17 protein-coding genes are annotated in these 24,635 nt (G+C 53.6%); 7 read left to right on the top strand and 10 right to left on the bottom strand.

What is annotated here, in order from left to right; genetic code table 11:
• The first annotated feature begins 13 nt into the window (after nucleotides 1-13).
• The gene (locus AC5S3R_RS10945; RefSeq protein ID WP_494267078.1) at nucleotides 14-262 is read left to right on the top strand and encodes a helix-turn-helix domain-containing protein; all 249 of its coding nucleotides are present in this window, start codon (nucleotides 14-16) and stop codon (nucleotides 260-262) included.
• Nucleotides 263-508: 246 nt separating this feature from the next.
• Here AC5S3R_RS10945 and AC5S3R_RS10940 read toward each other — a convergent pair whose 3' ends face one another.
• The 4 genes from AC5S3R_RS10940 to AC5S3R_RS10925 form a co-directional block, all read right to left on the bottom strand.
• Nucleotides 509-931, bottom strand: a complete 423-nt coding sequence (locus tag AC5S3R_RS10940; RefSeq protein ID WP_494267077.1) for a cupin domain-containing protein — start codon at nucleotides 929-931, stop codon at nucleotides 509-511.
• 38 nt (nucleotides 932-969) lie between these two features.
• Complete coding sequence (locus AC5S3R_RS10935; RefSeq protein WP_494267076.1) at nucleotides 970-2,208, bottom strand: Gfo/Idh/MocA family protein; 1,239 nt, start codon at nucleotides 2,206-2,208, stop codon at nucleotides 970-972.
• A gap of 32 nt (nucleotides 2,209-2,240) precedes the next feature.
• Entirely contained in the window at nucleotides 2,241-3,218 is a 978-nt protein-coding gene (locus AC5S3R_RS10930) for a sugar phosphate isomerase/epimerase family protein (protein WP_494267075.1), read from the bottom strand.
• Between the two features lie 105 nt (nucleotides 3,219-3,323).
• On the bottom strand, nucleotides 3,324-6,563 hold the full coding sequence (locus tag AC5S3R_RS10925) for a TonB-dependent receptor (RefSeq protein ID WP_494267074.1): 3,240 nt from the start codon (nucleotides 6,561-6,563) through the stop codon (nucleotides 3,324-3,326).
• Between the two features lie 608 nt (nucleotides 6,564-7,171).
• Between AC5S3R_RS10925 and AC5S3R_RS10920 the strand changes: the two genes are divergently transcribed.
• The 4 genes from AC5S3R_RS10920 to AC5S3R_RS10905 all read left to right on the top strand — a co-directional run bounded on the left by AC5S3R_RS10920 (nucleotide 7,172) and on the right by AC5S3R_RS10905 (nucleotide 13,635).
• Nucleotides 7,172-8,194, top strand: a complete 1,023-nt coding sequence (locus AC5S3R_RS10920) for a LacI family DNA-binding transcriptional regulator (protein WP_494267073.1) — start codon at nucleotides 7,172-7,174, stop codon at nucleotides 8,192-8,194.
• Between the two features lie 193 nt (nucleotides 8,195-8,387).
• Complete coding sequence (locus tag AC5S3R_RS10915; protein ID WP_494267072.1) at nucleotides 8,388-11,504, top strand: alpha-mannosidase; 3,117 nt, start codon at nucleotides 8,388-8,390, stop codon at nucleotides 11,502-11,504.
• A 70-nt stretch (nucleotides 11,505-11,574) separates the two neighbouring features.
• Entirely contained in the window at nucleotides 11,575-12,816 is a 1,242-nt protein-coding gene (locus AC5S3R_RS10910; RefSeq protein ID WP_494267071.1) for an MFS transporter, read from the top strand.
• 51 nt (nucleotides 12,817-12,867) lie between these two features.
• Nucleotides 12,868-13,635 (top strand): SDR family NAD(P)-dependent oxidoreductase, encoded by a 768-nt coding sequence (locus AC5S3R_RS10905; protein ID WP_494267070.1) that lies wholly within the window; start codon nucleotides 12,868-12,870, stop codon nucleotides 13,633-13,635.
• A 45-nt stretch (nucleotides 13,636-13,680) separates the two neighbouring features.
• Here the strand turns inward: AC5S3R_RS10905 and AC5S3R_RS10900 are convergent, their stop codons facing one another.
• The 6 genes from AC5S3R_RS10900 to AC5S3R_RS10875 all read right to left on the bottom strand — a co-directional run bounded on the left by AC5S3R_RS10900 (nucleotide 13,681) and on the right by AC5S3R_RS10875 (nucleotide 21,608).
• On the bottom strand, nucleotides 13,681-14,436 hold the full coding sequence (locus AC5S3R_RS10900) for a hypothetical protein (RefSeq protein ID WP_494267069.1): 756 nt from the start codon (nucleotides 14,434-14,436) through the stop codon (nucleotides 13,681-13,683).
• Between the two features lie 89 nt (nucleotides 14,437-14,525).
• The gene (locus AC5S3R_RS10895) at nucleotides 14,526-14,891 is read right to left on the bottom strand and encodes a VOC family protein (RefSeq protein ID WP_494267068.1); all 366 of its coding nucleotides are present in this window, start codon (nucleotides 14,889-14,891) and stop codon (nucleotides 14,526-14,528) included.
• A gap of 187 nt (nucleotides 14,892-15,078) precedes the next feature.
• Nucleotides 15,079-16,446 carry a multicopper oxidase family protein gene (locus AC5S3R_RS10890; protein ID WP_494267067.1) on the bottom strand — a complete coding sequence of 456 codons (1,368 nt, stop codon included), beginning with the start codon at nucleotides 16,444-16,446 and terminating at the stop codon, nucleotides 15,079-15,081.
• A 62-nt stretch (nucleotides 16,447-16,508) separates the two neighbouring features.
• Nucleotides 16,509-18,923, bottom strand: a complete 2,415-nt coding sequence (locus tag AC5S3R_RS10885; protein WP_494267066.1) for a bifunctional YncE family protein/alkaline phosphatase family protein — start codon at nucleotides 18,921-18,923, stop codon at nucleotides 16,509-16,511.
• Nucleotides 18,924-19,158: 235 nt separating this feature from the next.
• On the bottom strand, nucleotides 19,159-20,457 hold the full coding sequence (locus AC5S3R_RS10880; RefSeq protein ID WP_494267065.1) for an MFS transporter: 1,299 nt from the start codon (nucleotides 20,455-20,457) through the stop codon (nucleotides 19,159-19,161).
• Nucleotides 20,451-21,608: a hypothetical protein gene (locus AC5S3R_RS10875; RefSeq protein ID WP_494267064.1), complete on the bottom strand. Its 1,158-nt coding sequence runs from the start codon at nucleotides 21,606-21,608 to the stop codon at nucleotides 20,451-20,453. Before AC5S3R_RS10875 ends, AC5S3R_RS10880 begins: the two co-directional genes overlap by 7 nt.
• Before the next feature lie 346 nt (nucleotides 21,609-21,954).
• Between AC5S3R_RS10875 and AC5S3R_RS10870 the strand changes: the two genes are divergently transcribed.
• Together AC5S3R_RS10870 and AC5S3R_RS10865 are read left to right on the top strand one after the other, a co-directional pair.
• Nucleotides 21,955-23,112, top strand: a complete 1,158-nt coding sequence (locus tag AC5S3R_RS10870) for a TIGR03364 family FAD-dependent oxidoreductase (protein ID WP_494267063.1) — start codon at nucleotides 21,955-21,957, stop codon at nucleotides 23,110-23,112.
• A 113-nt stretch (nucleotides 23,113-23,225) separates the two neighbouring features.
• Nucleotides 23,226-24,554 (top strand): MFS transporter, encoded by a 1,329-nt coding sequence (locus AC5S3R_RS10865; RefSeq protein WP_494267062.1) that lies wholly within the window; start codon nucleotides 23,226-23,228, stop codon nucleotides 24,552-24,554.
• The last annotated feature ends 81 nt before the right edge of the window (nucleotides 24,555-24,635 follow it).

Raw genomic sequence — 24,635 nt, 5'->3', positions numbered from 1 at the left:
CTTTGGAGATAAATTGTCAACTGGCCCTGAAAATATCGAGATCGACTGGAAAGCTGTGGGACGGCGAATCAGGGAGCTGCGCGGCTTTGACACCACGCAGGCTGAGTTGGCGGGAGAAATCGGTGTTACTCAGGGATACCTTTCCCATTTAGAAAAAGGACAGAAAGAGCCGGGTGCAGTGATCCTCTATAAGATCGCCAAGAAGTATTCGACGACGGTGGAATGGCTGCTCGTCGGCAGCCATTCGATGGGAAAGATATAGTCTGGCTACGCTAAGTGTCTAATTCTTAGGCATGCTGACATATTTGTCTGGTGCGATCATCAGGATGGACGAAGACTTGTCAACCTGTGTCTGCCTGAATGGCTAAGACTTCACTCTTTCTCTAAGTTATTGATAACATTGCGGCACTCATCGTAGATCGGTTTGGCTTTGCCCAGAATTGAGGCAAGAGAGTTCAAACTATCCGTCGTTACGTCCACCATTGTTTATGGAAAGTGAAATAGTTGGTTACACGCCAGTAGCCACTACGAAATATTGTGTTTCCTCGGTGCCGGGATTGTGTACTCCGTGGAGTTCTCCGGAATAAACGTATGCGGCGGCGCCGGGGCCGATTACGGTTGTCTTTCCTTCAATCGTTACTGCAAGCTGCCCTTTCATCATTAGAAACATTTCTTCGTGCTCATGGCGATGCGGCGGGTGCGGGGAGCTTCCGGCTGCAAGAGTGGTTTCATGAACTTCCAGGTGGTCGCCGGAGTGTGTCATGCCATCCACAATGGCGCGGAATGCGTTCTGGCCATTTTGCTTTACGGGAAGCTGGTTGTAGGGTGTGGCAAAAGACTTGATTGATTTGATATTGGGTGCGGCAAATGCCGCTCCGGTTGCAGCGAACACCGGAGCGGCGAAAAGGATTGATCGTCTCGTTGCGTCCAAGGGAGCCTCCAAGTTGGAAACGTGTTTTTGGGAATGGGCTAGTACGGCTGCTTCATGGTCATCGCTTCTTCCAGGGTGATGCGCTTCTTGGTGCGGTAGGCAAGGTTGGCCATGTGTGCGGCAACTGCGGAGAGGTAGCCAATCTCCACCGGGGCATTCGTCTTTTTGTTGCGTGAGCGGATGCAATCCATCCAGTTCTGCATGTGATTTACGCCCTGGGCTTCGCCTTTGATTGCTACGCCGTCGGGCCGGTTCAGCTTCTCGGGATAATAGTTGATGCCACCGGCATACTTGCCGCTTACCATGTCTGTTGCGCCGCTGATGTGCTCAATGGTGCCGTCACTGCCGAGGAAGTGCTCCCCAAGGCCGTAGCGGCTGTTGCTGAAAGTGGATTGCCACTGAACGATGAGGTCGTTGGGATATTCGAGCGAAACGCTGATGGTGTCTGGTACCTGGCGGCCATCTTTTTCTGAGAAGACGCCGCCCATCATTGTGGCTGCTACAGGCTCCTTCAGGTCGAGTGCGGTGATAATCCATGCAATCTGGTGAACCATGTTCTCCGTTATGTTGCCTCCGGAAAACTCCCAGTAGAGCCGCCAGTTTAAATAGCGCTCTGCGCTGAAGGCTTCCTTGGGACGGTCATTCAGAAAGAGGGAATAATTCACGTGACTCGCATCGAGGTCCGCTGGAATGGCACGCCGCCATTGTGGTTGTCCATGACGCGAGTTGCGACTCATCCATGACTCGACCATGGTGATTTTTCCTACCAGGCCTTGCTGAATCCACTGCTTCGCATCAACGAGCGCGCCTTCGCTTTCATGCTGCAAGCCAATTTGCACCACGTGCGAAGATGCATTGGCTGCTTTGCGGCAGGACACTGCCTCGGCGATGTCCCATGTCATTGTCTTTTCGCAGTAGAGATCCTTACCGGATGCGAGCACATCGTGGAAGTACTTGGCATGCAGAAAGAGCGGCGTTGCCACGATTACGGCATCAATGTCTTTGCGGTCCAGAAGCCGGCGCGGATCGTCATACACCTCTGCAGTGGGAACAATGCCCTTAGCTTCATCGCGACGGTGGGAATAAATATCCGCCGCCGCGACGCATTCCGCCCCCGGAATCTTCATTGCATCTTTCAAATCCTGCTGGCCACGCGAGCCTACACCAATGATGCCGAAACGTATGCGGTCATTTGCTCCGAGCGCGCTCGCCCTTGGATAAGTGGCGAGCATGGCGGCTCCTGCAGAGACGCCTCCAATGAACTCTCGTCTGTTCATATAAATTTTCTCCTTGATGATTCCGCGATGAGTTATGCAAGTGCGCCGGCGGATTGCAGAGCGGCCTTCATGCCTGCCCAGCTTTGGCGCGTTGAGTCCTCGGGCGAACTGCCACCGTGCCAGTGCGTCTCCAGGCTGATGGTCAGGTGATATCCCATCGCCTTGAATGCTTTGAACTGGCCAACCCAGTCGATGACGCCTTTTCCGACTGGAGCCCATTCGTAACCGCCGCCCGGCTTCATCACCGTATCTTTGCAATGGCAATGTCCAATGCGGTTCTTCGGCAGAAGATTCCATGCGTCGGGGAATGTTTTTTCGCCCAATGCGGCTGCGTTGCCGGGGTCCCAGTTCAACATGAAGTTTTTCGATGGGATGGCCGCAAGGAGCTTTGCAGCTTCGGCTCCGGTGCCGGTGTTACAGGACATCTCGTTTTCAAGAACGAAAATTTTTCCGTGAGCATCCATCTCTGCCGCAGCCTCTTTCAGCTTTGTATTGATGGCGTCGCGGTATGGAGTGGGGTCATCGAGCCGCCAGAAATCAAAACCGCGGATGCGGTCGGTGCTGAAGATTTTGGCCATCTCAATGCTCTTTTTCAGAACTTCTTCCTGCTCCTTGAAAACAGAACTTGTATCGGGCTGTGCGTGGCTTTCCCGTTTTTTCGAGATGGGCGCTCCCGGCCAATCCGCCTTGAAAAGCGGGCTGGAAATATCGGAGACACGTAGCTTGTATTTGTCCAGAATGCGGCGTGCTTCATCTATCTCGGTCTGGCTGAGTGTGAGGAGGCTCTTCTTCCATAAAGTTCTCACTTCTACCCATTCCATTCCGAAGTCATTTGCAGCCACTGAACAGGCATGATCGAAATCCGGAGAAATTTCATCGGTAATTACAGCGATTCGAAATGGCGACTTCAGGCGAGTTCCTTCCGCCGCGTGCAAACAACTCGGCATTGCCGCGAGTCCTAACGCTGCTCCTCCACCAACCAGCACCTTACGACGACTCATCTGCGACATTCACACTTCTCCTTTTTCTACTGCGTGTCGTTGCAGAGAGCCTGTTCACGAATCAATCTCGCAAGATTGCAGAACAGGCTCTCTGGGGAATCACATTCCATGAGTTTAGAAGGTGATCTTTCCAGATAATTCCATTTGCCGGTTATTGGAGGCTCCACCACTGTTGCCGTTAATCTGGCCGAAGTCTCCGTTGGCTACGCTGCTGCTGGGGTTGCCGAATGTGGGAGTGTTGGTCAGGCCGAATGCCTCACCGCGAATCTCCAGAATTACACGCTCGGTGATGGGGATGTGCTTGCCTACGGACGCGTCCCATCCGAACCAGCCGGGGCCCGTGAAGCCATCGATGCCGGTGTTGCCCAGTGCGGCTGTCGTAGGCTGGCTGAATACGGATGTATCGAACCATGGCTTTGCAGCGCCAATTCCTTTCAGCGTCTTGAAGTGGCCGCTGATATTGGCGAACTGTGTATTGCCGGTTGCATTCAAGCTATTGGCACTGGCAGTTATGCTGAAGGGGGTGCCCGATTCAACGGAGATTACGCCGTTGGTCTGCCATCCGCCAAAAATCCACGCAGGAACACCCGTGTTCAACCACCGCTTGTTTTTGCCGAAGGGGAATTCGTACACATAGCTTTGCACTAAGGTGTGCTTACGGTTATTGCCTAGAACCCCATAATTGCGCTGGTAATCAACGTAGACGAGGGTGTTGCCTACGCCGCTACCGTTTGAGGTTACATAGCCCAGTCCTTTTTGGAACGTATAGGACGTGGTGCTGGAAAGGCCATTTGCAAAGTTGTGCTGCAGCTTGACCTGAAGCGCGTGATAGTTGGAGCTGTCCTGTTTCCACTCGTAATCGACGCTGGCTGTTTTGCCGAACTTGACATATAGCGGCTGCCCCTCAGCGCCTGCTCCTGCTACAAAGCCCGCATTCATGTTGTAGTGCGATGGCTGCTTTACGCCTGCATTGCCCACATAGGCCACATCCAGCACAAATCCATGGAACAGCGACCGCTGTATGGCAGCATTCCACGAATGAAGGTACGGCTCACTGAAATCAGGATTAGAAAAGTTGTACGAGGTGGCGAGAGGAGCATCGGTGATGATGCCGTCTGCAGGCGTTGGAATTACGTTGGGTGGCGCAAAGCCCTTCGACATGGATGCTGGTGTTCCATCCGGCATTAGCGCCTGCTGATAGCTGCTGAGAGAGTTGTATACATTGTTTTGCTTCAACGGATAGTTCACTGCGTAGTTGTTCAGGTTATCAGGCCACGGCATATAGCTGATGCCATACCCTGCGCGAAGTACTGTCCTGTCATCGAGGCGATAGGCCACACCGAGACGCGGCGCAAAGTTTACAAAGCGGGTTTTCATGCCGATATTCAGAGGATTATTGCCGATGCCGGCGACAATCAGCGAATTGGTGTCAGGATCGTAGTTGGAATAATCACCTGCACGCTGCGGAGTCGGAGGCACGTACAGCTCCCAGCGCAATCCGGCAGTGACGGTAAGCTTCGGAGTCGCCTGCCAGGAGTCCTGGCCGTAGGCGAATAGCTGGGTTTCACGCCACGATGCGTCGTGGACACCTACGTCACGCCCCATCTGGTTGGGGATATCGAGCAGGAACGAGGCCATGTCGTTTGCCAAGCCAGTTTTGCTTGTGCCACCGTTTAGAGAGGTTTGCCCTTCAAGGAAGTAAAAGACTCCGCGCGGACCGTATACCTGCCCCTGAAACAAGTCATCACGAACACGGCGGACATCACCACCGAACTTGATGCTGTGGTTACCCAGGATCTTCGTCCAGTTGTTCACGACGTCAATGTTGGTTTCGCCGCGGTTCCACGGATAGGAAGAACCGGTGCCGATAATTGATCCGGAGTAGCCATTCAGGCTGATGGTAGTGATGCCGCTGGTAAAGTCATCCAGGTTGACGCCCGGAATGCCGAGATTCGTTGTCGCTTGCGTTCCGTAGTCAAGCGGGAAGGCGGTGTTCTTGTAGTGGTTCAGGCCAAGGCGCAGTTCGGAGAGCAGCGTTGGCGAGAAGACGTGCGTGTAGTTCAAAGCCGTGTTGTATGCAGTCTGCGTTCCCCTCGCGCCGTTGGCCGGTCCACCCGCCAATCCAAAGAGATTGCTCAGGAACTGGTCCACCTTCTGCCAGCTATAGCGGTAGGAGAGATGGTCGTTGCCGAGAAGCGTATCGTCAGCTTTCACGTCAAAGGAATTTACATCACGTGTGGAGTTCGTCGGGCCAGCATAGTTGCTGGTCAAGCCGGCTCCTGGCACGTTTGGCAGAGGGATCAGGGCCAAAATATTCTTGGCGACCTGGCTGATGCGCGACGGGTCCATCGTATTGGGCACGCCGTTATATGAAATTTGCTGGCGTCCGGTGCCGTCTGCATTGCCGGTATTCGGATCGTAGACAACCGTGCTTCCCGCAGCGGTAAAGTCGCCGTTGCGGTATGCCGCTGTCGGCACCGTAGCCGAGTTCTGTATCCCCTCGTTGTCGCTGATGCGCAGGAAGTCGCCAAAGATGAACAGCTTGTTGTGAATGATGGGGCCGCCAATATTTGCGCCGTAGTAGTTGTAGGTACTGCCCGGCAGTTTCTCGGGGTGGAAATAGTTCTTTGCATAGAGCGCGCTGACACGATTGAACTCATAAGCACCGCCATGAAATTCGTTGCCGCCCGATTTTAGAATCACGTCTGTAACCGCACCGCCTGCACGTCCGAACTCAGCGGCATAGTTGCTGGTGGCGGTGTTGACCGTCTGAATCGCTTCGCTCGGAGGAATCAGAACCTGGAGCAATCCGGAACGTTCGTTATCATCTACGCCTTCAATCAGCGTATTGTTCGCCAATCTTGACTGGCCGTTTACCTCGGTAGAAAGAGAAGCCGCTGCGTTATAAAACGTGGAATGTTGAAAATGTGGCTTGGTAGCGCCCGGCACTAGCGCCAGCGTCCCCTGAAAGTTACGGTTGGTGCCGAGTGGAAGATTTTCAGTTTCCACTGAGCTGATGTCGATACTGACATCGGCTCTGTCCGTCTTCAACGCGGGAGGCGCTTCTGTAACGTGGACGCTCTCGGTGACGGAGCCGGGATGCAGGGCAAGGTCGACACGGACTGTGCTGTTGACTACGACTCCCACATGTTCGGAGACAACCTTGCTGAACCCATTCTTTTCCGCGGTCACGCTATAGGTTCCCGGTTGAATCGCTTCAAAATCAAAGTTGCCGCTTGCATTTGTTTGTGCAACTTTACTGATTCCAGTGATGGACTCTGTGATTGTTACCGTTGCGTCTGGAACTACCGCGCCTGTCTGGTCTGTGATGGTTCCAAGAAGGTTTGCAGTCACGGCCTGTCCGCGGGCTCTTGACGTGCAAAGAGATATTCCAACTAACAAAAGCAAGAAAACATACATGCTTCGCTTCATCGTTACTGCCTCCTCAAATTTCCGCTGCTTTTTATCGAGCTACAGCCAACCACCGTGCACCGAGGAGCTGGATGGCATGCGCTCGTTACCGCGTTCATCGAACCGCAGCCTTGCGTATCCGCAGACTGCATTTGGAATGAATTGACAACGTTGTCGTAATTGACGGAGGAAAATCTAGTCCGAGGGAAGAATTATTGTCAACAGTAAAATCGGAATTATTTATTCATGAATGTTGCGGATGGGGATAAAGCTTCCAGGTAAATCGTTTTACATTATTAAATCAGTAATTTACGTTTGAATCTTGTGTTTTGACTGAGCCTTGGGAAACGGAAATTGACAAAATATAAAGGTCGAGGATACTATCTCGTTCCATTGCGACAACGTTGTCGAAAATTCCACACAAAAGGCGAAATTGCGCCGGAGTGTTGATGGCGCCTGAACAGGCAGCGCGCCTCTATGGCAGAAGGCACAACTCGCGGTGAGAGTGGATATCATTCAGGATTGAATTTTTTGCAGGTTGATAAATAACTATGCTCAGGAAATCGAACGGTCCAACCTTGGTAGATGTAGCGCGTGAGGCCGGTGTATCGGTGAAAACAGCGTCGCGTGCGCTGAATGATGACCAGGGGATTGCACCGGATACCGCAAAAAAAGTTCGCGCTGTTATGTCTCGGCTTGGGTATCGTCCTAATGAATTGGCGCGAGGCTTGAAAGGGCGCAAATCGGCAGCAATTGGAATGGTCGTGCCGAACCTTGCCGATCCGTTTTGTGCATCCGCAGTACAGGCAGTGCAGGAAGTGGCTAGAAAAAATGGGCACGTGGTTATGCTGACCAGCTCTGGCGGAGATGAAGCATTGGAGCGGGAAGAGGTGGAAATTCTCGTTCGCCGCCAGGTGGATGGCCTGATTATTGCTCCCGCAGATGGAAGAAAAAATACTGCTGAGTCCTTTACCTCCGCAGGCATCCCTGTTGTTTCTTTTGACCGCCCCATTGATAACTCGAGCATCGATAGCATTACCGTGACGAACCGGGATGCGGTGCGGGAAGCCACCGAGCACCTGTTGTCTCATGGTTATCAACGCATTCTTGCTATTGGGGCTCGCCCTCATCTCTATACAGGAGCAGAGCGTATCGCTGGCTATGTCAGTACGATGAAGCGCGTACGCCGCAAGAAAGAGACGTATCTCGTAGAAAACGAGAACGACCTGTCCCCGGATGTTATTCGGAACTGTCTGATGAAGGGTCCCGGCAATCTGGATGCCATTCTCACGCTGAACGGCGTTACAACCATGGTTGTTCTACGGGTGCTGCGCCAATTAGGCAAGCGCCCAGGCAGCGACATTGCACTGATTTCCTTCGATGATTTTGAAATGGCAGAAATCCTGACGCCAAGCCTTACCGTGGTGCGCCAGCCGTCCGCGGAATTAGGGCGGCGGGCCGCTGAACTGCTATTTGCCAGGATGCAGAGCAAGAAGGCACTGCCACGTCAGCAAATTGTACTTTCGACAACATTTCATATCCGCGAATCCTGTGGATGCAGACAGAACATGTAAGCCAATTCAGATAACCCAGAGGGGTAGCCACGTGTGGTGGCGTGCTCACTTGTAAAAAGGATGGGACAACGCTGTGCGGAAAACTCAACGCTGCTTTGTGATGATTGTGTCTGTTGCCGTTCTGTGCATTTGCTCGCATGCTCAGCGTCACGGTGATCCTCCGAAACTATGGCAGGAAAAATATCCAAAACAAATGGACCAGTTGCAGGCCATGACGCTGCTTCCAATCAATGAGTGGCGTTTTCATGATGCGGATATACCGCACGGCGAAGATGCGTCGTTGGACGACTTCAACTGGAAGACAGTCACGCTGGCCTTCAGCGAACGGCGCGCGAATGATGCGAGTGCAACTGCAGAGCAACGCGGTTGGTATCGTGCAACAGTTGTGGTTCCGCCAACTGTTGGCGGTAAAGATATTCGCGGCGCGAGATTGAAGCTGGTCGTGAGATTTTCAAAAGATGGCCGAGTCTTTTTGAATGGAGGCCTGGTTGCACAGGGGGATGGCCGCACGCTGGACCCGATTCTGATTACCAACAAAGCAGAGCCGGGGCAGAAGATACAGATTTCAATTAAGACACCGTTTCATGAGCCGGCAGGACGACTGCTGGGTGCGCGCATTGTTGTCGATTATCCTGGGCAGCCTGATCCCGGCTTTTTGCGCAGCGAAATTCAAACGGCAGAGGCTGTCATCAGCGGTTTTCCTGATGGCAAAGCAGAACGGGAACAGCAACTGGACAAGGCTGTGCAGGCGATAGATTTTGCAGCGCTGGATAAGGGGAATCAAGCCGCTTTTACGCACTCGCTGGAAACAGCAGCAAACAATCTGCAGCCGCTGAATACGTGGATGAAGCAGTTCAAGGTCAGGCTTGTCGGTAACGCGCACATTGATATGGCGTGGCTCTGGCCATGGACAGAGACGGTTGAAGTTGTGCGAGATACATTCGGGACGGCCCTGCAACTGATGAATGAATACCCCAACTTCAAATACACGCAGTCCAGCGTGCAGGACTTTTCATGGCTGGAAGACAAGTATCCTGCGGAGTTCCAGGAAATCCAGAAGCGAGTGAAAGAGGGCCGCTGGGAGCTTGTTGGCGGTATGTGGGTAGAGCCCGACTTGAACATGCCGGATGGCGAGTCGCTTGTTCGCCAGTTGTTAGTAGGCAAGCGATACTTTCAGCAGAAGTTTAATGTGGATGTCAATATTGGCTGGAACCCCGATTCGTTTGGATATAACTGGCAGCTGCCGCAGATTTATAAGAGGTCGGGAGTTGATTCCTTCGTTACACAAAAGATGTCCTGGAATGAAACGACAGTATTCCCTTACAAGCTGTTCTGGTGGCAGTCTCCTGACGGCAGCAAGGTGCTGACCTATTTTCCGCACACATATAACGGCACTACTGAGCCAGTTGGCCTGGCAAATGATATTGCGGCTTATGTGCCATCGACGCACTTTCCTGAGATCATGCAGTTGTACGGCGTAGGCGACCATGGAGGCGGCCCGACGCGGCAGGAAGTGGATGAGGCCGTGAGACTGGAGGAGCCTTCCACCGTCTTTCCAAAAGCAGAGTTCAGCACAGCTCATGACTTTTTTGAGGATGTGCATCAGTCTCTCAAGAGCGGCGGCCTCACTCTGCCAACGTGGAACAGTGAGCTGTATCTGGAATATCATCGCGGGTGCTACACAACGCAATCCGAGACAAAGAAGCAAATCCGGCACAACGAAGAACAGTTGGAGAACGCCGAGAAATTTGCGGCGCTTTCTTTCCTTGAGACAGGCCAGCCATATTCCAATACTGAATTTGAGGGGGTATGGAAGAAGATTCTGTTCAACGATTTTCACGATATTATGCCCGGATCGGGCGTAGGCAATAACTATACGGAAGCACTTGCCAGTTTGAATGACGCCAGTCTTGCCAGCGGCAAGATTCTCCATAGCTCTCTCGATCGCCTGACAGCGAAAATCAATACGCAAGGACAGGGAACTTCGTTTGTTGTCTTCAATCCGCTGTCATGGAAACGGGCTGAACCTGTAACGGTTGAAGTTCACACGCCTGCGCAGGGCGAGGAGTTGGAAGCGGTTGGCGCGGATGGAAAGCCTCTGCTTTCGCAGGTGCTTTTCACGGACAACGCAACCCAGCGAACACAGTTGCAGGTGATGGTTCCGGATGTTCCATCATTGGGCTATGCCGTGATTCATGTTGCTCCTGTATCGCATGCAAGGTCGGTTGTTTCGACTCTGAAAGTGGATGGCACAGCGATTGAAAACCAGTTTTTTCGGATGAAGATAGATGCAACTACCGGCTGCATTACGAGTCTTGTCGATAAATCGAGCAATAAAGAGACAGTGGCTTCGGGAGGTTGCGCGAATCTACTGCAAGCCTTTGTTGATCGACCGCCAGTTCAAGACGCGTGGGAGATTAAGTTCGATGAGAAAAGCTGGGACCTTAAAAATCCTGAAGAAGTAAAAGTTGTCGAAAATGGTCCGGAACGTGTCGTGGTTCGGATTAAAAACAAGTTCCAGAATTCCGATATTGTTCGCGACGTTGTTGCGTACCCTGATGTTGCGCGCATCGATGTGCATACGAAGGTCAACTGGCATGAGTCGCACATTCTGCTCAAAGTAGGTGTGCCAGTCAATGTTCAGGCCACGAAGGCTACGTTTGAAATTCCTTACGGCGCAATTGAGCGGCCAACGACACGCAATACTCCCGCCGAACAGGCACAGTTTGAAGTTCCGGCTCTGCGTTGGGGAGATATCTCCGATGCAACGGTAGGCGTGAGTCTGCTCAACGCCAGCAAGTATGGATACGATGCAAAAGACAACGTGATTCGGTTGTCACTTCTTCGTTCTCCGACCATGCTCGCGCCAGATGGCCGCATTGCTGATCAGGGCTTCCATGAATTCACGTATTCACTCTATCCGCACAGTGGCAACTGGAAAGACGGCGGCACAATGCAGCAGGGATATGAGTTGAACTATCCACTCATTGCGGTCGAAGTCGCGCCACATGCTGGATCATGGTCAACCACGCGCTCCTTCCTCTCTGTAGAGCCGCAGAACGTTATTGTGACGGCTATGAAGAAGGCAGAAGACAATAATGATCTGGCTTTTCGCTTCTATGAATTTGAAGGGAAATCAACAAACGTACATCTTCATCTGCCGGAGGCTGCGAATAGTGCGGCGGAGACCAGCTTGATGGAAAAGCAGGAACATCCCGTCACTCTGAATAGCAAGCAGGAAATTACAGTTCCCACGGAACCATACGCAATTAAAACGGTGTCCGTCTCTTTCTCATCGGCAAAGGACTGAAGTGCCGCGAGGGTTTGTAACTGGAAGCTGCCCGTGTTGAACCATTCGTATGAATTGCTGAGAGGAATGCTTGAGCAGAGAAATCTCCGGTCTTCGCTGGTGGGTGATAGGGCTGATCTTTCTTGCGGCTCTCATCAACTTTCTCAACCGTCTTGCAGTTGCGGTACTGGGGCCGGTGATAACTGTGCAACTTGGCATGTCTAGTTCTCAATTTGCGGCGTTGACTACATCGTTCCTGATTGCCTACACGGCAAGCCAAGGTCTTTCAGGAATGCTGTACGACAAGGTGGGAACCAAGCTCGGCTTCGTCCTATCAGTTGTTGTCTGGTCGTTATCTTCAATGGCGCACGCGTTCACAAAAGGGCTTGTCAGCCTATGTGGTTTGCGGTTTCTTTTGGGGCTGGGAGAAGGTGGTACCTGGCCCGGAGCCGCAAAAGCCATTGCTGAATGGTTCCCGGTGCGAGAGCGTGCTTTGGCTATGGGGATTTGCAATAGTGGAACCGCAATCGGCTCTGTCATTGCTACTCCAGTAATCCTGTGGATTGAAATGCGGTTTGGGTGGCGAACAACATTCCTGGTTATCGGCGCACTAGGTTTTCTCTGGCTGATGCTGTGGATTTGGTCATATAAGCCTGGTGCAAATAACGTGATAGAAAAATACGCTATCCAGGAAGATTCAGATTCATTAAGTTCGCAGCAGAAAATCCCGTGGCTCCAACTCCTGCGCCGTCGCGAGGCATGGGCCGTTATCATGGCGCGTTTCTTTGGCGATCCAGTCTGGTGGTTTTACATCACATGGCTGCCGCTCTACCTGTTTCGCGTGCGACATCTCAGCCTGCAGCAAATTGGTTTATTTGCCTGGATGCCATTTGCCGCGGCTGATGCGGGCAGCCTCTTTGGAGGATGGCTATCGGGGCATCTCATTCATCGCGGCTGGAGCGTAAATCGCGCGCGGAAAACCGTGATGCTTGGCGGAATGGCGCTAATGTGTGCCGGCATCCCTGTTGCTTTAACTCACAGTGTTTTGTCTGCGCTCATTTTGATTGCTGTGGTTTTGTTCGGCTTTCAGGCGTGGATTGGAAATGTTCAAACACTTCCCAGTGATTATTTTCCATCGAGTGCGGTTGGTTCAGTCATGGGAATGGGTGGAGTTGGCGCAGGTGTGGGTGCCATGTTGTTAACGCAGGCAACAGGAGCAATTGTCGATCACTATTCCTACGCGCCTGTTCTGATTACGGCAGGCTTGCTGCCGATTATTGCCACTGTTGTTTTGTTTCGGCTTGGAAAAACAATTCAACCAGTATCGCTCTGAAAAAGAAAGCGGCACGGAAGAAGAACTGTATTACAGAGAGGATGAAATCAAATGCAAAACTATCTGGACCTGAGTGGAAAAATCGCGCTTGTTACGGGTGCATCTTCCGGCATCGGAGCTGCAACGGCAACTCTTTTTGCAGAATTAGGAGCTCGCGTCGCAATTGGATTTCACCGCAATCAAAGCGGAGCGGAGCAGGCCAGAAATCAAATTACGGCTGCGGGTGGGGTGGCAATTCTCTGCCATGCTGATCTTTCTCAGACAGCCGGGGTTGAATCCCTGGTTGCGCACGTTACGAAAGAACTCGGTCCTGTGGATATTCTTGTGAACAATGCCGGTTCTCTTGTGGAGCGACTGCCAATTCTTGACGTGACTGCGGAGCGGCTGGACGCGGTAATGGATTTGAATCTGAAGAGCGCTGTGTTGTGCACGCAGAAGGTTGTAGCCTCCATGATTGCGCGTAAGAGTGGCGCGATCATTAACATCGGTTCGATAGCCGGACGCAATGGTGGTGGTCTGGGCGCAGGCCCATATGCAGCCGCTAAGAGCGCTCTGATGACTTACACAAAGTCGCTAGCCAAAGAATTAGCCCCGCACGGCATCCGCGTTAACTGCGTTTCCCCAGGCGTAATCGACACTCCCTTTCATGAGGTATTTTCTACGCCGGAAATGATGAAGAATTTCGTGAATATGATCCCTCTCGGTCGCGTAGGAACTTCCATAGAATGCGCGAAGGTAATTGCTTTTCTAGCCTCGGATGCAGCCAGCTATGTGGTGGGAGAAACTATCGAGGTCAATGGTGGACAGCTCATGCTTTGAGCCACTTTTGCTATGGGATTGAAGCACGCAGGGCAACGCCAATGTTTACTCGTGTTGGTGCAGGCCAGGGAAGCAAGCGAAGGATGGGGAGCTTCTTGCTTCGTCAAGGAACGATGGTTGCAGCGGTATTGGCCGATAGCGTTGGTGGTAAACAAGATTCAGCATGACAGTGATGGAGTGGTAGGAGAGGACTTTGTCTTCGCTGGGATATTCCGCGTTATATTCTCCGGCGAATCTCCATGCCCAGGTAGACCATGATTTTTCTCCCGCGCTTTTTGCAGGAATGCGTGTGTTTGTTGCTTTTAAGAAGGTTATCCAATCCATATGTATGCCGTCATGTTTTCCGCATTCCCGTTCGCGTTCCTTTGGATAGAAAGAACTTTCAGGTCCTGCTCCGTAGGAGGCGTTAGTTTTGCGATCAAGCAGGATGAGCCGCACGAAGTAATTGTGCTCCGCATCCTTGAAGCCAGATGTGGGATACAGATGGTCAACCTGAAGAGAACGAGGAAGGACTAGATTGGGGAAACGGTAATGGTGGAATAAAAACAACCGGAATGCTTTGCGGTAATTGCGGTAATTCCAGCGTACCCATAGTTCAGGTTTCGATTCGGCTTCCCGTTTTTTAATGACCAGCGCAAAGCCAGGTCTTGTTCCTTTGAGAGGGATATCTCCCAGCCATAATCCTCTGCAAGTTTTAAAAGAAGCTCTTGCGTCGTGGCAATCAGGCAGGTCATCATCTGCGAGTGAAACTCTGCACGTATAGTGGTCCGCTGAATCTTGAGATAACGAGCGAGTTGCCATTGCACCGATTTGTTTGTCGATAGTTCCATGTTTTTATTGGAGCGTCTTCTTCATAGAAGCTGGTTTTTGTGACTGATCTGCGCTTGGCATCAATCTGTTGCGACAGGCTGCCACAGCTCGACACGATTTCCTTCCGGATCGGTAATCCAACCAAACTTTCCAAAATCATAGCTTTCGCGTTTGGGATCGACAGTGACGCCTTCGGCTATCAGGCGATCCAGCAGACCGTCCAGATCGTCTACCTGTAGATTGAGCATCGCCTTTTGCGCAGGAGGAAAGTAAGCATTGTCTTGCTTGAAAAGAGAGAAGACTACCTGGGGGTGTTGCGTTGGTGGGGGAAAAGAGAACGCTCCGCCCGACTTTACCAGGCCGAGGTGCTGCTCATACCACTGGTACAGCACTTTCGGATCGTTTGCTCGTAGAAATATACCGCCGAAGCCAGTAATTGAAGCCATGAAGCCTCCTAGTGAGAATCGTTTGAAAGTTTAGTAGAGAGTGTGGGCTTTGTGTCGAGGCCGTCGGATGATTCGACAGGGAGTTTGCGGCGGAGGACAGCAGCCGAGACGAGAGTAATGATGAGGCCGACGGGCAGTGGCTCCATGAAGGTATATGCCGTGTTGAGATGTTTCTACAAGTTCGCAGTTAACTTGCCGGCAGATATTCAATCAACTGCATAAAGCCGTTATCCATGTGCATCTGCTGGTGGCAGTGAAAGAGTGATGGCCCCGGATTCTCCGCAGTGAAGTCCACATCCACTCGCGTATAAGCCTCTACGTTGACCACATCCTTAAAGATGCCCGACATGGGCTTGCCGTTGATTGCGGCCAGCTCAAAGCTGTGCCTGTGCAGATGCATCGGATGAGCCTCACCTGAGGTGTTGAAGAAGGCAAGCCGGTAGCGCTCACCCTGCTTCACCTTTAGCGAAGCAATCTCAGGAAAAGCGCTGCCGTTGATTGTCCAAAGATCCATGCTGTCTTTTCCGGCAGATTTTTCAAAGATCATCGGCACGCGCTGAACAGTAGCCGTTATCGGAGTTGCCTGCGCAAACAGCGCATACGACCAATCGTTCTTAGCGGGGGCTGTCCATATTGCAGAGCCTTTTTGACCCTCATATTCGATCGGAAGGCCAAGCCCCTTGTTGCGATCCTCATCCTCCACAGCCCCTAGCATCCACACGCCGGGGCTTGTCATTTCGACTATCGCATCCACCCGTTCTGCAACTGCCAGCGAAATTACATTGACAAGTTGCGGCGAGGGGACAGGATTGCCATCGAGCGCAATTACACGAAACTGATGATTCGGCAAGGCAATCTGCACATTGCGGGTGGCGCTTGCATTGAGGAAGTGAAACAGCACCCGCTGCCCGGCCTTTACGCGCAGCGGTTCATGCGCCGAAGCTAGTTTGTCATTGAATGACGCATATTTGTAGCTGACCTCGTGGCCTGTTAGCGGAGTTGCATTGTGCGCCATCGATGCTTCCCAATGATGCACAGCGAGGAAGGCTTCATGATCATAAGCGCCAGCCTCGCCGGTCTTCGGCTCAATATAGAAGAATCCATATTGGCCGCTATATCCGGCGCGCCGCAGATCGCCATGTGCCATGGTGTGCGTGTGATACCACCGCGATCCGCTTGACGCAGGCGTGAATCGATAGCGCAACTCACCGCCGGGAGGAATTACCGGAGAACCTTCCTCGGAAGAGCCGTCGTTGATTGCGTCGATATGCAATCCATGCCAGTGCACAAGCTCAGGAGCATCGCTGTGATTCACAACATGAATATCGACCGGCTCGCCTTCTTTGACGCGAAGAATCGGCCCCGGAACCTGCCCGTTATAGCCAACCGTCTCGATGACCACGCCGGGCGCAAGTTCTATCTTGACAGGCGCAATACGCAATTGAAGATGCCTCGATGCGGCGTTTATATCCTGAGTCCATGCAAGCGTAGAACGGGAAAGTGCCGCACTACCGATTCCAGCCGCTGCGAGGGAGAGAAATTTTCTACGATTCATGCTCGACGCTGTCCTGGCTGCAATTGTCGCATGGACGCCGAACAGCAGGTACTTTCCTGGGTTCAGTCTTTGTCTTTTAGGGAATCCGCGGAATCGTTGGCATCTACAAGAGGCCGGAAGCGATGCACCGGCGCGGGCATGGGGGAATCAGCTCCCTTAATGCTCTTCCAGATGATCTCGTTCAGTGCGTGCATTGGCGCGCGGTCCACGTCGGAGAAGTCCATTTTGCTGCTTGCCTCTGCACCGAATGAGCCTTTGGTGTTCTTTGCGTTGACATCAATGAGCGGCTGAATAACGTTGAATGGTGTCAGGTCCGGCGTTGTACCAAAGGATGCATACATCGGCATTGCCGCAGCATCATATTGGCTCATCGGTGGCAACCCTAACAGCAACTCAATCGAGCGCAGCATCGAACTGGTTGAGTAAAGCGTGCTGTCCACATTGCTGCGCCTGCTATAGGGGCTCAGAACAAGCCCCATGGTGCGGCGCGCATCGACATGGTCTGCGCCATCCTGTGCATCATCTTCAATAATGAAGATGGCTGTGTTCGGCCAGTAATGGCTGTGGCTTACCGCATCTACTAGCTGCCCAATCGCGTAGTCGTTATTAGCGACAGCTGCTTGCGGAGTATAGGCCCCGATGGATGTTCTTGAAGTGTGATCTTCAGGCAGGCTCATGACGATGTAGTTCGGCAGGCGCTGTTCAGGGTTCTTGCTGTCGTAGTCTGCCTCATACTGGCGGAACTCGCGCAGAAAGGCTGCAACACGATTCGTATCGCGAACATTCAGCCCGCGCTCAAAGTCCTTGTCGAAATGCCCTACAAGCGCATCTGCACCAACAGGTAAGCGCACATCGTCTTTGTCTGCAGTGCTTGCGCGGTCGCCGAACTCGCCATAGGAGCGATACGTCAGCCCCTTGCGCTTAGCAAGATCCCATAAATATCCAGCGGAAGGGACATCTGCACGCACATCATAGGAAGCGCGGCTGTAGCCGTCATACAGCGCGGGCCACTGCTTCTCGTTGAAGTCCGTTGCGTATGCGGCATTCGACCATGAGTGTCCGTCCATGCTGACTTCGCCATCGCAATAGAGATTGTCTAGTGTTTCGTACTCGCGTGCCATCTCGTGCTGGTTGGGCGTAATTTTCTCGCCGAAGATTGTCAGCCTCGGATCGCCATTCGCTTTGGGTAGATCGCCGAAGACCTGATCGTAAGTTCGGTTCTCTTTGATGATGTAAATCACATGTTGAATCACGCTGGGCCGCCCAACATGCTGCGGCAGAATGCTTGGCTCCTTTGGTGGACGTGCTTCTGAAAGCAGGGAATCGTTATAGGGCGTGTCTTCGATTACCTGGTGTGTCCAGTGAGGAAGCTTCGTCTTCAGCGCTGCAACCGAGAGCACTTCCATGCTGCCGGTTTGTACGGTCTCAACCGTCTCATCGCCGTCATGCCATGGCCGTGAAGAGAGTGGACTCGTCGGTCCCTTCACATCCGGGTGCCCTGACTCGCCCTTTGTATTGGCGATATAAAGCGTGCGGTTGTTATCGGCCAGTGCCAGCGCGGAGGGATACCATCCCGTAGGAATGAAACCAAGCACTGTGCTATGCAGGCGGTTTGCAATGCTTGCCACGGCAATGGAGTTGTTATCCGCATTCGCAATGTAGAGAAGCTTGTGCGCATTGTCGATTGCCAGCGCATCTGGCGTCGATCCTTCCGGCGCCATTGGTGTCAGTGTGGTGGATAGCCTCTCAAGCACTTCGAGCTTGTGCGCGTCGATCACATATACGCTGTTGTCATTCGAGCATGCAACGAAAACCCGCCCATCCGCGGAGAGCTTCATGTCATTTGGGTTTGCCCCCACATGGATGGTGCGGATCACGTTGTTTGTGCTGGTGTCGATGACACTCACCGACTCACTCGACCAGTTGGATACGAAAAGATAGTGGCCGTCCGGCGAGAGAACAGTCTGATATGGGCTTACCTCAACTGGGATGCGTGTAACAATTGCGTGCGTCTGCGTGTCAAAGACAACAACGTTACTGGAGCCAGTGCCAGCGCCACGATTTGCCGCATAGAGCCAGTGTTTTGCAGGCAATAACGCAATGCCGGACCACCACACTTCTTTGGAGTCGATGGTCTCAGCAAACGTTGCTACAGGTCTGCTGCTCAGCCTGCCATCCGCGTAGTGGAACGTATAAATGGACGACACTGGCGTCTCGCCGTGATAGCTGTGATGCGCATTTCCACCCGCAACATACAGCGTGTGCCCATCCGCAGACCACGCCAGCCCCAGCCATGCCGCCGGCAGTTGAATGTGCTGTACATGTTGCTGTGTCTTCGTGTCAAAGACCTCAAGCGCATGCGGATACCATCCGCCATTTGTGGACACAACAACACGTCCGTCAGGCGAGGTGACGGCATTCATAATCACATCGCCCATGCCCTCGGACGTCACGCCTCTCCATGTGGTCGCAGTCATGCGAATCTCTTTGCCTGCCGGGGTAATGCGCCAACCGTTCGGTAAGTCAGCGCTATCGGCAAACCGCTTCGGAAGCCGGTCCGGTGCTTGCGTATCCGGCGTTTGGCTATACGAGAGGAGAGAAGAAAAAACTGCAGCGCAAAGAATGGCGTTAAGTACAGGCGCAAAAAATCTAAGAGGTTGCATGACAGCAGGGAGTCCTGTTTTTTTGAAATGGAAGTGAGAAGCAGGTTGTCTATGCCATCTTCAGATGAAGCTTATTCATCGGCTGGGTGTTCCAGCGAATGGCCAGCAGGGAAGCGGCAATGAGCGAGCAGACAACAAACAAGGTGAAGATGCTGTTCCACCCGAACATATGCGAGCAAAATGCAACCAGCACCGGCGAAATCATCTGCCCTAGCGAGCCAACGGCGTTCACATATCCGGATGTACGCCCCGCATGCGAGGAAGGCACTGCTTCTACCGGAGCAATCGAAGAGAGCAGCACATCTGGTCCGAAGATAAGAATTCCAATCAGCGAAATGCTGATTGCGGTAGGCACTGTGCCCCATGTCGTCACAAGTGGATGCAGAAGGAAGACAAACGCCGCAAGGAAGAGCATGATGGCGCCAACCGGGTAGCGCCGTTCCCCGAACCATTTGTTGGAGGCATAGCAGGCAAAGATCGCGCCGACAAAGCCAGTCAGCTCAAAGAGGGAAGACAACTGCAGTGCGGAATTGCCGCGCGTGCGCTGCGTCTCAATAATGTAGAGCGGCAGCCAGAAGAGGAGCGAGTAACGCGTCAGCTTGAGAAAGAAATAGAAGACAGCCAGCAGTTGAATCTCGGAGTTGCGCAGAACAACGCTCCATCCGCCCGCCGGGTTCTGTGCGTCGTTTTGTGCGGGCTTCGGCGCAATGCCAGCATCCGACGGCAACTCGCGCACACGCCAGTAAAAGAAAAGCGTAGTGGCCAGCAGCACCACGCAGGGAATCGCGATGGAAAGCCGTGCACCCGTCGCTGCCGGAACGGAATCTGCCGTAGAGAGTGCGGTTGCTACTGCGTAGGCCAGGAAGCTGCCAAGAGCATAAGAAGTGCTCCACCACGCAACTCCAATGGCAAACTGTGCGCGTGGCAGCCACACGCTGAACAGCTTCATCATGGACGGCCATCCAAAGCCCTGTCCAAAGCCATTCAGCATCTGCAAAACCATCATTACGGCAACAGGAGCATTGGTCATGAGCAGCGCGGTTGCCGTCATAGACAGCAGACCTCCACACAGAACCGTTTTACGAACGCCGAACCTGTCCGCGGACCATCCGCCAACGAGCTGCCCAAGCGTATAACCCATGCTGAAGAAGAGCAGCAGGTCCGCAAGTCCGGTCATCCACCCCTGATGGCTTGCAGCGGGCAGCGGAGTCCACGAGATATTTCTGCGGCAGAAATAAAAGCCCGCGTAGCCAATCCACGCGGCAACAAAAATGCGTTCAACCCAATACGCACGCAGGCGCTTTCCATCCTTTTGCGCGTCGAGTGCAGGGGTGTCTGCCTTTACCACGGGCGTGCTCCGGACTGAGACGGGATGGGAAGCGTCCGCGCGGTCAGTTGTTCATTTTCAGCAAGCCGGAAGCGCGTTGGCGTGTTTCTGCGAACAGCCATTCCCAGCGCGGCGGGGAATAAATCTGTATCTGAGATGGAGTGAATCGCAAGATTCAGCGCATTCGCATTGTTGCTGTCTACCCAGAGCTGAGGCTGGTCGCCAGGTACCACCGTTACATACGCAGCGCCATCCGAGTGGTTCGGAGAGCTGTGCGTAACGTGCACGGTTAGCAGCCCATTTGCCGGCGCTGAGGAAGAAGCTCCCGCAATCTCTGTTCCTCGATGAAAATGTGCTGCCGTCTGCAAGAGCGGCGCAATCATCTGAACGTCGTTGGTCATTACAGCGCGCGGGTCTGCAGGGTCTGCATCCAGAATCACTGCGATCCCCGTGCGGCTCGACAGCAGCGCTTCCCAGAAATCCAGATACGGCGTTCCATACGCAGCCTGCAGGCGAAACGTTGCAACGCAGAGAAAGAGCGCAATCAGCGTGGGAATCATCATGCGCGAAACCGGCAGAACGGATTCATGATTGTTCCACCACGGCATTGCCGATTCTTCTATTGCAGCTACCGGCGCGGCATCTTCAAACTCTGCATGAACGGCTGGAACAGAGGGAAGCAAAGAGGGAAGAAGCGCAATGGGTTCAACGGGCTTCGCCGCATCAAGGGCCGCAACCGGCGTGTCTTCCTTGTGTGCAACGCCATCATTCTGAACGGTCAGCGTGTCTTCATGCACAAACTCAGGAACGTAGGTGCGCAGCGGGAGGTGCAGACGCCATCCTGCCTGGCTCTTATGCGTTTCGTAATAACAGATGAGGCGTTTGCGCAGCTCATTGGCGCGAACGCGTACCACTGCGTCCGAACCTGTGTCATAAGAAATCGGGCGGCCAAAGAGTTCTTTCCCTAAGGTACGTTCTTTAATCTCATCCGCGCGGCCGGCCAGCGTCTCTCCAATGACATAGCGAAGAAACGCGCAGTTTCTCTGGCTGGTGCGGAAATGCGGGTCGTTACAGATGGCTTCCAGCTCAAGCGCAATTGCCTGCCGCATTTCAGTCGGGAAAGGGCTGTCTTCCGATGTCGATAGATTGACCATCAGGGCTGTCGATGCCATGCTGCCTCCCGTGCTCTTGATGTGCGCAATTATGTATGGCTTGCTAGCTGGGATAGTACGTCAGAATTGTTGCAGAATCGTAAACATCGCCCTATGTTCTATCGCTTAAGGGATTGCGTGTCTGTTGTTGTATCACAATATGCGGTGACAAAGCCGTAAATTGAGGTGAAAACAACCTGGCTGCGATTTCCACAGTTCGATTATTTCCCTGTATGCGCTTGAATTTCCTTTGGTTGAACCGTTCTGAACGTTTTTTGCCGGCGCATTGCGGCCTATTGTGTAGCTTGCAATGACTGCAAGTTAGTTGCTGGGCGCGGCTCGGCAATGCGAAGGGAAATACGGGCAGATGGAAAGCCGGACGGCAGATGTAGCAATTGTAGGAGCGGGAATCCTGGGGCTGGCTCATGCCTGGCATCTGGCCCGGAGCGGGAAATCTGTCCTCGTATTCGAGCGGAACCCGCAGGCGTTTGGCGCCTCGGTCCGCAACTTTGGCATGGTCTGGCCAATCGGCCAGCCGAACGGCCCTCTGCTGGAACTGGCGCTGCGCAGCCGGGAGCACTGGCTGGAAATGCTGAAAGAAGCAAAGCTTCCATATCGCAACACCGGCTCCCTGCATGCAGCTTATCGGGCGGATGAAGCCGATGTGATTCAGGAGTTTGCGGAACGCGCTCCGGATCTGGGCTACTCCTGCGCCTGGCTTGACCGCGAAGCGACTCTTGCGCGCAGTCAGGCTTTGCAGCCGGAAGGTCTTCTAGGCTCTCTCTGGAGCAGTACCGAGCTGACTGTTGACCCGCGCCAGATTATTGCCGCATTGCCGGGCTTTCTGCAGGAGCGTTATGGAGTGCGTTTCCACTTCGGCACGTCGGTTCTTGCCGTGGATGCCGGGAAGGTAACCACGGCAAGCGGAAGCTGGCAGGCAGAGGCTGTTTTTATCTGCGGGGGCGACGATTTTGAAACACTCTTTCCCGAGCAGTACGCTGCGAGCGGCATAACGCGCTGCAAGCTGCAAATGATGCGTACAGCACCGCAGCCTGCGGGATGGGAGCTTGGTCCTTCGCTCGCAGCAGGCCTCACGCTGCGTTTTTATCCCGCATTCGGAGTTTGTTCAACGTTGCCTGCACTGCGGCAGCGCATTGCCACAGAGACGCCGGAATTCGATCAGTGGGGAATTCATGCCCTTGTATCGCAGACTGCGGATGGCGCGCTGACTCTCGGCGACTCGCATGAGTACGGCTTGGGTGTGGACATCTTCAATAAGGAAGAGATTGACGAACTTATCCTCCGCTATACGACCGGATTTTTGCGCGCACCGGACCTTACGATTGCGCAGCGCTGGTATGGCGTCTACGCCAAGCATCCGGATAAGCCATTGCTCGTGATGCAGCCGCAGTCCGGCACATGGATTGTTACGTCGCCAGGAGGTTCAGGGATGACGCTCTCCTTCGGGCTCGCCGAACGTACGCTCACCGAGGCCGGGTTGTTGAAGCCGGAGCACGCGCGTTAACTGCGCCTTCATGTTTCACAGCCTCACTCTCGCATAACCAGATACCCACTCCAGACAAGGAATCACCATGAAGGAATGTACCAAGGAGCAGCTACTTGCTAACGGATAAATCAATGGAAAAAGCAGAGCTGCATCAGCAGTCCCCAACACAACGGTTTACCGGCTGGCATATCGCCACCATCGCTTTGCTGGCTGTGGGATATTCCGCCTACTATTTTTGCCGTTCTGATTACTCGGTTGCCCTTCCGCTCATCCTCGCTGAACAGGTTAAGCACGGCGTCGATGCGCATCTTGCTGAGATTCGCCTTGGCTCCATTGCATCCATGGGGGTGTTGGCCTATGCGCTCGGAAAAGTTCCGGCAGGCGCATTGGCGGACAGGTTCGGAGGCCGTTACAACTTTCTCGGCGGCATGGCAGGCTCCATCCTCTTTACTCTCCTATTCATGGCCGGCGGGGGATTTCCGCTCTTTACCCTCGCATGGGTCGGCAACCGCCTCGTGCAGTCCATGGGCTGGGCGGGACTGGTCAAGATTGCCTCGCGCTGGTTCTCGTACTCCAGTTACGGCAGCGTGATGGCTGTGTTGAGTCTCAGTTATCTCTTTGGAGACGCCATCTCGCGGGAAGCGATGTCGCTTCTGCTCGGCCACGGCATGGGGTGGCGCGGTCTCTTTGTTACGGGCGCAGGTCTGCTTGCCGTTCTGCTTGTGCTGAATCTGATTTTTCTGCGCGAGTCTCCCACGGAATACAACCTCGAGGACGCAGTAGAAAATCCAGAAAACCTTTTTGCGCAGCCGGAAGTGAAGCATCCGCAGCCCAGCGCCGCCGCTGTCTTTCGTGGACTTTTCTCTTCCTACGCGTTCTGGCTTGTTTGCTTTCTGTCTCTGGGAACCACGCTGCTCCGCGAGACGTTCAACCTCTGGACGCCCACATATTTCACGCAGTTTGCAGGCATGACCAGCGCACAAGCAGCCAGCGGCAGCGCGCTATTCCCGCTCTTCGGAGGATTTTCTGTCCTTCTGGCCGGCTTCCTCAGCGATTTCTTCGGCGCCGCAGGCCGCAGCCGAATCCTCTTTAGCGGGCTCGCATTCTCCGTCGTCGTTCTCGCCGCGCTGGCGTTTGCCCCGGCCAACTCCCCGCAATGGATGCTGCTCGGCCTGGTCGGCTTGGTCGCCTTCATGCTGGTTGGTCCTTACTCCTACCTGGCCGGAGCCATGTCGCTGGATTTCGGCGGCAAAGATGGCGGCGCAACTGCTTCGGGGGTAATTGATGCGGCAGGTTATCTGGCAGGAGCATTGTCCGGCAACGGCATGGCCTATGTCGTGGTGACACTTGGCTGGAAGGCCTTCTTCCTGGTGCTGGCAGTGGTGGCTGGGCTTACCGCAATCATCGCTCTTGCCCTGCTTTGGCAACAGCACAGGCAGCATGCCGCGATGCAACCGTAGTGGCAATTATGAAAACCGTATGAATAGGATTTACGCGGTTTTCCTCTCGTATGAGCAGGTTTTGAATAGCGTGTAAATCCC

This window comes from Occallatibacter sp. FHG110214_02 (assembly GCF_059115385.1).
The sequence above is the reverse complement of the archived record's forward strand: the minus strand, read 5'-3'. Positions and strand labels throughout refer to the sequence as shown.

Coding starts and splice junctions, on each gene's coding strand:
- AC5S3R_RS10900 (WP_494267069.1), bottom strand. CDS start 14,436: ATGGCAACTCGCTCGTTATCTCAAGATTCAGCGGACCACTATACGTGC.
- AC5S3R_RS10920 (WP_494267073.1), top strand. CDS start 7,172: ATGCTCAGGAAATCGAACGGTCCAACCTTGGTAGATGTAGCGCGTGAG.
- AC5S3R_RS10890 (WP_494267067.1), bottom strand. CDS start 16,446: ATGAATCGTAGAAAATTTCTCTCCCTCGCAGCGGCTGGAATCGGTAGT.
- AC5S3R_RS10895 (WP_494267068.1), bottom strand. CDS start 14,891: ATGGCTTCAATTACTGGCTTCGGCGGTATATTTCTACGAGCAAACGAT.
- AC5S3R_RS10865 (WP_494267062.1), top strand. CDS start 23,226: ATGGAAAAAGCAGAGCTGCATCAGCAGTCCCCAACACAACGGTTTACC.
- AC5S3R_RS10905 (WP_494267070.1), top strand. CDS start 12,868: ATGCAAAACTATCTGGACCTGAGTGGAAAAATCGCGCTTGTTACGGGT.
- AC5S3R_RS10915 (WP_494267072.1), top strand. CDS start 8,388: ATGGACCAGTTGCAGGCCATGACGCTGCTTCCAATCAATGAGTGGCGT.
- AC5S3R_RS10930 (WP_494267075.1), bottom strand. CDS start 3,218: ATGTCGCAGATGAGTCGTCGTAAGGTGCTGGTTGGTGGAGGAGCAGCG.
- AC5S3R_RS10870 (WP_494267063.1), top strand. CDS start 21,955: ATGGAAAGCCGGACGGCAGATGTAGCAATTGTAGGAGCGGGAATCCTG.
- AC5S3R_RS10885 (WP_494267066.1), bottom strand. CDS start 18,923: ATGACTGCGACCACATGGAGAGGCGTGACGTCCGAGGGCATGGGCGAT.
- AC5S3R_RS10935 (WP_494267076.1), bottom strand. CDS start 2,208: ATGAACAGACGAGAGTTCATTGGAGGCGTCTCTGCAGGAGCCGCCATG.
- AC5S3R_RS10875 (WP_494267064.1), bottom strand. CDS start 21,608: ATGGCATCGACAGCCCTGATGGTCAATCTATCGACATCGGAAGACAGC.